Source organism: Pseudomonas sp. 5Ae-yellow (genome assembly GCF_014077575.1).
Taxonomy (GTDB): domain Bacteria; phylum Pseudomonadota; class Gammaproteobacteria; order Pseudomonadales; family Pseudomonadaceae; genus Halopseudomonas; species Halopseudomonas neustonica.
In genome coordinates, this window is record NZ_JACGWE010000061.1 from 1 (window position 1) to 11,474 (window position 11,474).

The following is an 11,474-nucleotide window of genomic DNA, read 5'->3' on the forward strand; positions in this document are numbered from 1 at the left end:
AACCAGCAACGCGGCATCGTGCTTGAACTCAGTTGAAAACGTACGACGTTGTCTTGTCATGGAACACCTCAGCTATGGCGGTAAATTTACCACCCATTTCGGTGTCCGGGATTAGTAGACCACTACAGTTCGGGCCAGCGCGCTTTCATAGCGCGCCTTCTGCTCATCCTTCGCCAAACAGCTCCTCCTTAACTCCGCTGATCAAGGCAATGGCTGCCGCTGAAATCAACAGGCAGCCAACCACGCCACGCCCAATGCATCTTGCATGCAATCCCACCACTGCGCCAGAGGCGATGTTCAGCGGTAGACCATACCGCCGTCGATCAACGGCGCCTGCCCGGTCATGTAATCGGAATCAGGGCCAGACAGGTAGGAGACAAACGCGGCCACGTCTTCCGGTGTCTGCGCACGCCCCAGCGCAATGCCCTCAACAAACTTCTTGTAGGTAGCGCCTTCTGCCGCGCCGGTGAGCGCAGCAAAGCGCTTATCGATTTCAACCCACATTCCGGTACCCACCACGCCAGGGCAATAGGCATTAACCGTGATACCCGCACTGGCGTACTCCTGCGCCGCCGCCTGGGTCAACGCCCGCACAGCAAACTTGGTCGCAGAGTAAACCCCCAACATTGGAAAGCCGTTGTGGCCAGCGATAGAGGAAGCATTGATGATTTTACCCTTCTGCTTACGCGCGATAAACTTTTTCGCCGCCGCCTGAATACCCCAAAGGGTGCCTTCAACGTTGATTCGGTGGATTCGTGCGATCTCATCTGGCGTCACCTCGGAAATCGGTTGCACCTGGGCGATACCCGCATTGTTAACCATGATATCGAAACCGCCCAAGGTAGCCTCAGCGTGGTCAATAGCGGCATACACCTGGTCACGATCACCCACGTCGGCCTTGAATATGGCCGCTTTGCAGCCCAGTGCTGCGATTTCGTCTGCGACTGACTGCATCGCGTCTTCATCAAGGTCAACCAGAGCAACGTCAGCCCCATCGCGGGCCAGACGCAACGCGATGCCGCGACCAATGCCATTACCTGCGCCAGTAACCAGCGCTACCTTATTTTTCAGTGACATGAAGTTCTCCTTCCAGCTGGTGTACACATTTGTACTTGCCGTTTAGGTCAGTATAGGCAGCGCCTAACCTCGCCCGCATAGACCCAGGTCAATAGCAGCGCAGATAGGCACAGCAAGATGAGAGAGAAGGCAGCACTCAGACCAGCAGATCGCGATTATTGAACACAGCAGATGCAGTGCGGATCAAAGCTGACCAACCAGCAGTCAGCCTGACAGTTAAACCCGCTCGCTAAACGATATTCATGCTCTCCAGCGTAACCACCTGCTCTGCTATATCACCCAAGCCGTCTTTTATGCCGGCAAGCGCCACCAGTGGAAAGGACACCGCATCGACAATGTCTTTCGCCGTGGCGCCTTTTTTACGTGCAGACATCATCTGTTCGGCCATGCAAATAACGGCAGACAAAGGGCTGGGCTTGGCATGATCCAACGGCGCGCGTTGCTGCAACACGGCAATGCACAACTCGGTAGGCAGGTACCATAGCTCGAGCAAGGCGGCTCCCGCCTGCGGGCTGGTAAATTGAAAGCGATCCAGCTCAGCCTCGTTGCGATTGCCACCTTCATCAACCAGCGCCTGCACCGCTTTGGCCCGATTGGGGGTAGTCAGATGCAGCAGCAAACGCCCGATATTGCTGATAATACCGGCCGTGAAGGCAACATTGGCGTCAACTGCACTGGTTTTCTTGGCGATGATTTTACAAATCTCGCCCATTTCAAAGGACTCATTCCAAAACCGCTTAATGTCCAGCCCCTCTACCTCGCCCGTGACAGAGCCCGACAAACCAGATGATATGACCAGCACCTTCAAGCGCTCAAAGCCAATGCGCACGATAGCTTCATCGATAGAATCAACCTTGCGTGGCAGGCCGTAGTAAGAGGAGTTCACCATGCGCAAAATCTTGACCGACAAGGTCGGGTCCTTGGCTACCTTTTTCGCGATGGTATCCAGATTCGCCTTCTCGTCAGACAAAACCTGAATCAGCTCTTTCACCACCTCAGGCACATTGGGCAGCTTATCTTTTTGCGCCAATAACTCGTTTATATCCATCCATCACACTCCTTGGCATCAGGACATTGCAGCTATTTTTTTAGTTTTATAAATCGTTTATCTACTGCTAAAACAACGAATACTGACTCCCCCCCCATCTCACTCAACGGCAGCATGTTTAGCCAGTGCCGCGCAAAAACCATCCGCCTGAGTACTATCAAAAGTAGGTCTCGCACCTGGGTAAAGCAAGGCCGCAGTGCTAATTCCTTGCCTGTGGTTACGGCCAGCCAGCAGGACTTGATTATTAGCGCTACCCTATCAATCTCTACTCTTTTACCGCGTAGTCAACACGATAGATTAAATAGCATGCACACGGCTTACTGCGCGCCTAAAATGATCGGTAGAGAGCACACGTCCACTGAAGGACTCTGCGCGGAGTGCCGCGAAAGAGCCGCTGACATCGCAAGGAGCAAGATAATGGACAACCTGGTACTTCAGTGCGGTTGTGGACAGATCAAAGGTCGCGCTATCAAAATCAATCCAGCGGACCGCACCCGGGTTATCTGTTACTGCAAGGATTGCCAGGCCTTTGCCCATGCCCTCAAGGCGAGCGCGCAGGTGCTCGACGAACAAGGCGGTACCGACATTTACCAATTGCCGCCCGCGCGCCTGCAAATTAATCAGGGACTGGAGCAGATTCGTTGCCTGCGCTTGAGCGAAAAAGGGCTTTATCGTTGGTATGCCGGCTGCTGTAACACCCCGATTGGCAATACTCTGTCACCTCGGGTGCCAATGATCGGCTTGATTCACAGCTTTATCTTCGACCCTGAACGGGAGGCCAAGCTGGGCCCGGTGCGGGCCTGTGTCAATCTGCGTGGCGCGACGGGTCAAATCCCCAAAAGTCGGCTCGATGCGGCACCTGCAAGCGGCTATATCGGCAAGATCATGCTGAAAATCCTCGGCTGGAAACTCGGTGGTCTAGGGCGACCAAACCCGCTCTTCAGCGCCAAGGGTGAGCCGCTGGCTAGCCCGCGTATTTTGCGTCCTGGCGAGACGGTATAAGGTGCGCAACTAACGGTCTAGCGCTGAAAAATCCGCTCCAGCGGAACCGGTACACGCCACTTAAATGAACTAAGCTCAATAAAATCAGCGTGAATATCCCGCCACAGCAGCGCTGCGCGCTGCGTTTATTTGGTAACGCAAGCCAGGCAGCCCCGAGCATGACTTGAATGCTTGGTCTGCTGAGGCAGTTTGGTTAACATGCAGCTGCTGGAGCCATGAAGGCGCCGCTGTAACTCCAACTCGGACGGTCACAGATGACGCTACCCCGTATCCTATTTTTGCTGACAACACTTTTTTTTATCGGTGTCGTACACGCTGACCCACGGGTAGACATAAACTCACCCTCGGTTAACCTGACTGACTTTCGGATCGGCTATTTCATAGACGATTCACGCGAGCTTACCTACGCACAGGCACGCGAGCAGCAATACACAGAAACCACCAGTACCACCACCCTGGGCACCAACGCCCTGGTCACCTGGTTCAAGGTGACGCTCGACAACAGCACACAACAGAACCTGTCGCTCGATCTGCAGTTACCCCACGCCTATCACGTCAAATCAGTCCAGCTCTATGAAGAGCGCGGCGGTCAGTTGGTAAAAAGTGAAGAGCTGGACCTTGAGCACGTCGCAGACAGCAACCTGATGTATCGCGGCGTCGCCATCTACCCACTCGATCTGCCCGCCGGCGAAACCACCACCGTCTACGTGCGCAGCTTCGCTTATTCGCACCAGTGGTTTGCGCTCAACATCTTTGATGAAGAGCGCTCCAGAAAGGCCCTGGTGGGCGTCGCCAATGATATAGCCTTGCTGGTCGGCATGATGCTGGCGTTGGTGTTCTATAACTTTCTGTTGTACTTCGCCACCAGCAAAAAAGAGAACATCTTTTATTCGTTTTACCTGATCTCGGGCGTGGTCTGGATCGCTCTGTCCTACGGTCTGCTTGCCAGCTTGTTTGACGCGTACGGTCCCAGCATCTTCATGTTGAATCTCTCGCTGATTACCATGCCCATCTTCCTGCTGCTGTTTATGATGGCCATTTTCGAGACCAAACACGTTTACCCAACCGAACACCGCTTTCTGCAGGCCGTGTTACTGCCGCTGTGCGGCATGTTTGTATGGGGCTTGTTCGACATCACTGCAGCCCTCAAACCTGCCAGTAGCGCGGCAGCGATCATGATGCTGGTCACCCTGTCAGTCAGCATTTCACTCTGGCGCAAAGGCAACCCGCTGGCCAAGTTCTTCCTGATCGGGCATGGCTTCTTTGTATTTTTTAATGTGTTGGCCGTACTGTTTTATAAAGGCCTGGTAACGCCCTCCTACCTGAGTAGCCACGGTACCGGTATAGGCATCATGCTGGAGGCCATCATGCTGGCCTTTATCATCTCCTATCGCATCAAGATCCTGGAAGATCTGCGCGAATCACAGGACGATCTGAAAAAGCAGGCCGCCACCGATCCGCTCACCCGCCTCTACAATCGCCGCCACTTCTTTGCCGAGGCCGGTTACCTGATGAAGGCCGCCGCCGCCCGGCACCAGCCCATGGCGATACTCGCCATCGACATAGACAACTTCAAACAGGTCAACGACGCGCACGGCCATGCGGTGGGCGATCAGGTGCTCACCACCCTCGCCCACGCACTGAAAACACAAAGCCGTGGCAACGATCTGCTCGCACGGTTTGGCGGTGAAGAGTTTGTGATGCTGCTACCCGAGGCGGATACCGAGAAGGCCCTGGCGTGTGCCGAGCGCGTACGCCATGCGGTGGCCACCCAGAGCATAGAAGCCAGCCCGGGCGAGTATCTAAAGCTCACTGTCAGCATTGGTGTGGCATCGGTAAACCTGGCCAGCGACAGCATAGAAAGCGCCCTGAACCGGGCAGACGACGCCCTGTACGAGGCGAAGAACAACGGCCGCGATCGGGTATGCTTGAATGGCGACAACACCACGTCTTGAGCTGGATAGGCCCAAGCGTGAAGACCCGCAAAAGAGCACAGTCGCCCGTTATCGACGCCAAGCCTCTGCACCATCTACCCTTGCGGCAGACAGTTGAGGACAGCTGAGCGGCCTGATTAAAGATCAATAGCGCCGCGTCAAAAGGCGCTCAGCGCCCCCCGCCCAGCACCTTCTTCACCGTCAAACCTTGTACCAGAATGGAAAACACCACCACCACATAAGCCATCGGCAAAATAATGCTGCGCTCTTCGCCCAGCGGCAGTGACAGCGCCAAGGCAACCGAGATGCCGCCCTTCAGGCCGCCCCAGGTCAGCGCTTTTATCGGGTTGGGTTTGTACTGTTTAAAGGGTTTCAGCGCCAACACGGGTATGCCGACGGCCACGTATCGCGCCAACAGCGCTAGCGGAACAGCCGCCAGCCCGGCAACCAGGGCATGCCACTCAAAGGTAATAATGAGCAGCTCCAGCCCCACCAGCAAAAACAGCACGGCGTTCAGTACTTCATCGACCATTTCCCAAAAGGCATCAAGCTGCTGCTCGGTCTTCTTGGACATGGCGAACTCGCGCCCATGATTGCCCAGCATCAAACCCGCGACCACCACCGCCAGCGGACCAGAGGTGTGTAACTTGCTCGCCAGCGCATAGCCGCCAGCCACCAGCGCCACGGTAACCAATACCTCTACCTGATAGTTATCCAGGTGCTTCAGCAAGTGATAGCCCAGCAGCCCCAGCAATAACCCCAGCACCACCCCGCCGACCGCCTCATGCACAAAGAGCATAGCGATACTATCGAAAGACGCCTCGCGCTGGCCCTGGGCAATGCCCAGAATCGCAATAAACATCACCACCGCAACGCCGTCATTAAACAAAGACTCGCCAGCAATCTTGGTGGTAAGGCTGGAGGGAGCGTCCAGCGATTTGAGAATCGCCATCACCGCTACCGGATCAGTGGGCGCCACCACGGCACCAAACAGCAGGCAGTAGATAAAGGGCAACGGAATACCCAGCCAGCCCAGCACGTACCACATGGCACCACCGACCAGGAAGGTCGTGAGCACAACGCCCAAGGTGGCCAACAACGCCACGAGCCACTTCTGGTCCGCCAGCTCATCCAGGTTCACATGAAAGGCCCCGGCAAACAGCAGAAAGCTGAGCAAACCATTAAGCAGCGTCGGCCCCAGATCGGCCTCGCCAACCAGATGCTCTGCCCAGTCGGCCACACTGCTCATACCCAGGTGGTTAAGCCCCAGCAATATGATCGAAAACACCAGTGAAAACGCCATGATGGCGATACTGCTGGGCAGGCCGATAAAGCGCGCGTTTATATAGCTGAACAGCGCCGAGAGGCTCAGCAGGATGGCGATAACGTCGAAGAGAGACATGCGTTCCCTATGTCCTGTAGCAAAATATCCATGGTAAGAGCCGCAGCACAGGTGCTACCTGACTCGCCAAAGGCTCACTGAGTAAAGCCACTACCGCGCAAAGGATAAATCTGGCGCCGGAACGGCTTTATATAACCAGCAGGTTACGCGCTGAAGAAGCGTGACAAACAAGGACAAACGCCGCAACGCAGGCCGGTAAGTGCTCAGCAAAACGACGCACACAGCTGCACTACAGCCCCAGATACTCCGCAATCAGAAACGCCTCACCGGGCCCCTCGTCCTTGCCAAAGTAACTGACCGGCTCGCGTACATCATCTGCGATGTAACCGACCTCACAATCGATGTTAAAGCGCGTAGCCAGACTGTTGAACAGATTCACCGGAAAGTTGAGGTGAAGATGCTTCTTGACCGGTTGGCTGATACCCAGCTGCCAATCTTCGCAGTCATCACTCTCGCAGTCGTTGATCAGCGTCACATTGGCCGCCTCGTTGGCCTCAACGTAAGCCTGCAAGACCGCCTGCAGCTCAGGCAGATTCTGCCGCAGTTTCTTTTCCTGCTTTTCATCAAGGCGGTCACAGGCAACAAGGAAGTAAGTAAGCATTTAAAGTACCGGAGGTCTGAGTTCGGCCGCTACTTTATCACAGCGCAGGGCCCACACCCGCAGAGCCAATAGCAACCCGACCAGTACACACGCAAGCGCCCGCACTGCCCACCCGCCACAGCAGCAGCGTCAACCAGGCAATCTGCACTATCAGCGGGTTGGCATCATCAAAAAACTGTAGCACTATGCCAGTAACTGCAAGCCAGCAAATGCCCCTCCTCCCGGACGCAGCAAGGACGCTCGCTTACAGCTTGAATGCCGCACGCATTCGGCATAACACGCAACTAATGGTGTTAAGCCGCATGCGGTATAACGTGCACAGATGAGCTGAGGTGGAACATGGAAGGTAATGACCGTTATGCGTTTTTTACTTCAAATTCACCGCGCTTTTGGCGTGTCATGTCGGCGTGTTCGATCTAATTACTGTTAGGCTCACCAAATGTATAGAAGCATGCTCATCGTTCCTCTAGCGATCTTCTTGGCCTCGTGTGCCACTGACGGTGCGCGGTATCAAATCGGCGAAAGTACCTCGTCCAACCCAATTCTGAAAGCTCAAGGCATCTACAAAACGGAGGTAGCGGCGCTTGGTAGGCTGGGTGAACTCGACTCTCCGCTAAGAGCCATTTCAACGCCACTTCCGGCTTACCCGGTCGAACTGCGGATGGCAAATATAGAGGGCCCGATCAAGGTTCGCTTTTACATCGAGGCAGATGGGTCGGTCGGCAATCCAGTAGTTCTCGGGAACCCTCATCCTGCCTTGGCCTCGATCACACTAGAAACACTGAAATACTGGCGCTTCGGTCCGATTACTCGAGGCGGTAGGCCGGTTCGCGTTGAAGTTGAGCAACACTTCATGTTCGCCATGCAGTGAGGCCTAACCCTTCCATCGAGCGGACTCGCAACGGCAGGCCGCGCTACGCTGGCTCTTCATTTTCCGCTCCGCGCGGCCTGCCGTCGCGAGCCTCTCATGTCAAACGTTAAAAACACCAAGGAGTCTGCATGCAGGAAGTATATGAGCGGGTTTTTGTAACGGATGCGACATCCTGCTTTTCTGGCTCCGATGGCGTAGCGGTCGTACACGCATGCAAAAGCCCGTGTCACCAGCGGGCTGTTGGATACACGGGCAAGATTCCGAATTCTCATCCACACTACTTGTGTCTTGGAACAAGGTTCCGATCTGTATCTCAACATAATTGATCCACCGGTTCCGTTGTTTATGCCAGCACTATTCTCCAGCTTTTTGGACTTCGCTAAGAGGCACTGGGATGAAGGAAAGAAGTTGGTTATTCACTGTAACCAAGGTGAGTCTCGTGCCCCATCTCTGGCTTTATTATTCCTTGCCCGGGCTCTGACCGTTATCGATGACAGTTCATATGGCTCTGCGCGTGATGAGTTTCAAAAGCTCTATCCCCGATACCAGCCTGGCAAAGGAATTCAAACCTATTTCACTCAGAATTGGGCTAAGCTTGGTCAGGACTTTTAACAAAGAAGTAACTGGGGTCAGATAAAGATTTTTCTATTAACATTCATCTGCCCCTAATTACTGGACTGACCGTACCACAAAAGGTGGAATAAAACTCAGCGACAGAGCTGAAAAGTTATATAACACATACGAGCAAGCAGAGCGTGAGCTTGGCAACTAAAAACAGCTGCAACGAATCAATTTACGCAGTGCTCCAATTGCCCGCTAAACTGGGCATTATAGCTTGATGAGGTCATCTTGAAAGATTCTATTTTTTTAACAGTTATAGCGGGTGTTTCAGTATTCGTGGTGAGTCAATTTATATTGAAACTAGTACTGGAGCCAATTATCTCTTTTAAAGAAGCTTTGGGTAGCATTAGCGGATTTTTTTCTACGCTACCATGCAAAAATAACTAATGGCAATGCTGATTCTGATTTACAGCATGATTTGAGAATACTAGTTTCGACCGTGATATCCAAGAAAGAAGTAATTCCATTTTACCGGTTTTTTGGATTTATATTAGGACTACCTTCCGAAAAAAGACTACTGCAAGTCTGCCGCAACTTAAACTTTGTTGGATATGAGATGAATAAAGATACAGCATCAACCTCTGGCCGGCCAAACTGTATCGAGATAACAAGGCATCTTAACGAAACTGCTGTTCTATTGAAGATCCGCTTAAATTATAGAGAACTATAGAGTGATTCACTTTAATAAAAAGTATTTTTTCTGGAGCTTCGCTTTATTCTTAGCATTAGCTTACATAGCACTATTCGTGAACGATACATTCGTTCGCCCCTTTCTTGGCGACGTAATAGTTGTCGGATGGTTATATCTATCCCTAAAGTCATTCATTAAGATGAACAGTTACATGCTGGCTCATCTTGTACTGGCGCTTGCTTATGTAATTGAAATTGCACAATATTTCAATATAGTTTCCATTCTTGGCTTGCAACATATAGATCCTGTCCGAGTCATATTTGGAGCCACATTTGACTGGCTAGATTTACTCGCCTACACAGTCGGCTGGGGATGCATTCTATTTATTGAGCGCTGTCGCACTAAGCTAGAAAACAAAAAAGCTTCAAGATAATGCACCTGGCAAGCCTTAAATCGGGCTTGGTACGCATAGCACTTTTAATTTGTATTGAGTTTATGCTTACGGTGCTATGCAGAACCCTATATATCGCGGGCCTCACGCTTAACAAGGCATTACACTTCGGTATAACTGGCCCAACTTTCGCGTAAGGCGGCTTTTTTGAAAAATAGAGAAAAACCAGTTTTTTTGAGTGCATTAGCAGTTGCGATGACAGGGATAATTTTGCAAGCACAGGCAGGATTTTATGATTTGTATTCGGGCATGCTAACAAAAAAGGTGATCAACTTATACTCGCAAAATGCGGCATCGCCTCAGCTGACCTCATACTGGAATTTGAAAGCAAGCAATTAAAAGAACAGTTGCCAGACTTAACGTCCGAGCCAATGTTCAAGAAAATATGGACAGCACTATCTAATTGTTCATGATATAAACGGTTTTACAGTGGGGTTTTCGTGCAATTTTTTATAGACTGTGGGCAAAAGTTAAAATCACTATAAAACAGAGCAACAGGGGTGGTCAGATAAACGTTTTTCATTAACATTCACCTGGCCCTAATTGCTCGCTCTGAACAGTCTTTTCGTCGCTCGTTTTGCGCATAGTCGCGCCATTATTGCGCAAAAAAAATCAACAAAAGTCTGCCATTGCTGGCGACGTTATGAACATTTATTTAACCATGAAAAATTTCAATAAAATAGCGCTCATAATAACCCTCACTACTCATCTATATGGATGCGTAGGCTTAGACTTCGTGCACAGCAAAACATCCACATCAGGAGATCCAGAAAAAATAAATGACACTGAAAAGATCACTAGCTATGGCAGCGGGCTAAAGTGGGCGGGAATATACATCTCGCTGATAGTTCCTATACCACTTGTTATTCCGTACGGTAGAGAATCCGAAACAAAATGGATGAGAGGCCAAGAGTTAATTTATCAAGAAAGCATAAGAACAAAAACCACTGGTTACGGTTGTGCTATCTGGCTTGAATGCGGTGAATTGATCACTTGGGGGCATTTACTTTTAGAGCCGCACACATACCATTAATTCGCATAACAACTGGTTAAAACCGTTCGCTCCGCTCACTGGCACGGGATGAATCCCGCCCCTTTACCAAACGTTAAAGCTACATCCAGGCTCCACCCCGGGATTAAAGTATTCATATGAGAACCATAATAGCTATATTTTTTGCATTGATGTGTTTCCATGCCTATGGCAAGAACCTCACAGCGGATGAAGTTGAATATGTTCGCAGCGACATTGATGAGATGCTCGCAGCCTTTGAAGAAGGCGATGCCACTGTCCTGATTGCAAAAACGCATTCCTCGCTCTACCCACTCGTGGGCGGGAAGGAGTCATTCAAACAGTTAACGATTGACGCCCTTGCACAATTGAAGGCCACGGGAATTAAGTTCTTGAGCTCCGAGCTAAAAAGCCCGACGGTTTTGTACACTGCGGGTGAAGAAGAAATATGCTTTGTTCCAAGAATTTCGGTGATGGAGATAGAGGGAACCAAGATGCAAAGCGTGGGCTTTATGATAGCGATACGGAAAATCGATTCAGGTTCATGGTCATACCTGGATGGTACCGGCTTGAGACATAATCAAAGACTACTTTGGCAACTTTTTCCGGCACTCGAGCGGAATATCAGCTTACCGCCTAACTACATTTCTCAAATTCAGGAATGAGTAAAATCTTTAAGGGTCAGCTTGGGGTCAGGTATTGGGGGTGTCATAAATTTTGTGTTTGGGCATAACATGTTGCAGCAGAGGACGCATGTATGCCGACCAAGAAGAAGCCGGGGCGTGAAGCCCCGCGAGACCTACCCGCAATTCCCAACGAACTGATAG

Annotated in this window: 11 protein-coding genes; 6 read left to right on the forward strand and 5 right to left on the reverse strand. The window is 51.5% G+C overall.

What is annotated here, in order from left to right; all coding sequences use genetic code 11:
* Positions 1-297: 297 nt before the first annotated feature.
* Together H4J77_RS18250 and H4J77_RS18255 are read right to left on the reverse strand one after the other, a co-directional pair.
* Positions 298-1,077, reverse strand: coding sequence for an acetoin reductase (locus H4J77_RS18250; protein WP_123889770.1), 780 nt, complete (start codon positions 1,075-1,077; stop codon positions 298-300).
* Positions 1,078-1,306: 229 nt separating this feature from the next.
* On the reverse strand, positions 1,307-2,125 hold the full coding sequence (locus H4J77_RS18255; RefSeq protein WP_182249858.1) for an HDOD domain-containing protein: 819 nt from the start codon (positions 2,123-2,125) through the stop codon (positions 1,307-1,309).
* Positions 2,126-2,542: 417 nt separating this feature from the next.
* On the opposite strand from H4J77_RS18255, the gene H4J77_RS18260 reads away from it, so the two are divergent.
* A complete protein-coding gene (locus H4J77_RS18260; RefSeq protein ID WP_123889768.1) occupies positions 2,543-3,127 on the forward strand; it encodes a DUF6151 family protein in 585 nt (194 codons plus the stop codon).
* Between the two features lie 254 nt (positions 3,128-3,381).
* Positions 3,382-5,082: a diguanylate cyclase gene (locus H4J77_RS18265; RefSeq protein WP_182249860.1), complete on the forward strand. Its 1,701-nt coding sequence runs from the start codon at positions 3,382-3,384 to the stop codon at positions 5,080-5,082.
* Positions 5,083-5,230: 148 nt separating this feature from the next.
* On the opposite strand, the gene H4J77_RS18270 is transcribed toward H4J77_RS18265, so the two are convergent.
* From H4J77_RS18270 to H4J77_RS18280, 3 genes are all read right to left on the reverse strand, one after another.
* Positions 5,231-6,463, reverse strand: a complete 1,233-nt coding sequence (locus H4J77_RS18270; protein ID WP_123889766.1) for a sodium:proton antiporter — start codon at positions 6,461-6,463, stop codon at positions 5,231-5,233.
* 229 nt (positions 6,464-6,692) lie between these two features.
* Positions 6,693-7,064 carry a hypothetical protein gene (locus H4J77_RS18275; protein ID WP_123889765.1) on the reverse strand — a complete coding sequence of 124 codons (372 nt, stop codon included), beginning with the start codon at positions 7,062-7,064 and terminating at the stop codon, positions 6,693-6,695.
* 37 nt (positions 7,065-7,101) lie between these two features.
* Entirely contained in the window at positions 7,102-7,248 is a 147-nt protein-coding gene (locus H4J77_RS18280; protein WP_182249862.1) for a hypothetical protein, read from the reverse strand.
* Between the two features lie 267 nt (positions 7,249-7,515).
* Here H4J77_RS18280 and H4J77_RS18285 point away from each other — a divergent pair, with 267 nt between their 5' ends.
* From H4J77_RS18285 to H4J77_RS18300, 4 genes are all read left to right on the forward strand, one after another.
* On the forward strand, positions 7,516-7,935 hold the full coding sequence (locus tag H4J77_RS18285) for an energy transducer TonB (protein ID WP_182249864.1): 420 nt from the start codon (positions 7,516-7,518) through the stop codon (positions 7,933-7,935).
* 1,367 nt (positions 7,936-9,302) lie between these two features.
* Positions 9,303-9,620 carry a DUF2809 domain-containing protein gene (locus tag H4J77_RS18290; protein ID WP_220469428.1) on the forward strand — a complete coding sequence of 106 codons (318 nt, stop codon included), beginning with the start codon at positions 9,303-9,305 and terminating at the stop codon, positions 9,618-9,620.
* 165 nt (positions 9,621-9,785) lie between these two features.
* Complete coding sequence (locus tag H4J77_RS18295; protein ID WP_182249865.1) at positions 9,786-9,977, forward strand: hypothetical protein; 192 nt, start codon at positions 9,786-9,788, stop codon at positions 9,975-9,977.
* An 810-nt stretch (positions 9,978-10,787) separates the two neighbouring features.
* Positions 10,788-11,312, forward strand: coding sequence for a hypothetical protein (locus H4J77_RS18300; RefSeq protein ID WP_182249867.1), 525 nt, complete (start codon positions 10,788-10,790; stop codon positions 11,310-11,312).
* Positions 11,313-11,474: the final 162 nt, after the last annotated feature.

What these genes read in the sequence shown, in the direction of transcription:
- H4J77_RS18250 (WP_123889770.1), bottom strand. Translation starts at nt 1,077, where the DNA reads ATGTCACTGAAAAATAAGGTAGCGCTGGTTACTGGCGCAGGTAATGGC.
- H4J77_RS18255 (WP_182249858.1), bottom strand. Translation starts at nt 2,125, where the DNA reads ATGGATATAAACGAGTTATTGGCGCAAAAAGATAAGCTGCCCAATGTG.
- H4J77_RS18260 (WP_123889768.1), top strand. Translation starts at nt 2,543, where the DNA reads ATGGACAACCTGGTACTTCAGTGCGGTTGTGGACAGATCAAAGGTCGC.
- H4J77_RS18265 (WP_182249860.1), top strand. Translation starts at nt 3,382, where the DNA reads ATGACGCTACCCCGTATCCTATTTTTGCTGACAACACTTTTTTTTATC.
- H4J77_RS18270 (WP_123889766.1), bottom strand. Translation starts at nt 6,463, where the DNA reads ATGTCTCTCTTCGACGTTATCGCCATCCTGCTGAGCCTCTCGGCGCTG.
- H4J77_RS18275 (WP_123889765.1), bottom strand. Translation starts at nt 7,064, where the DNA reads ATGCTTACTTACTTCCTTGTTGCCTGTGACCGCCTTGATGAAAAGCAG.
- H4J77_RS18285 (WP_182249864.1), top strand. Translation starts at nt 7,516, where the DNA reads ATGCTCATCGTTCCTCTAGCGATCTTCTTGGCCTCGTGTGCCACTGAC.
- H4J77_RS18300 (WP_182249867.1), top strand. Translation starts at nt 10,788, where the DNA reads ATGAGAACCATAATAGCTATATTTTTTGCATTGATGTGTTTCCATGCC.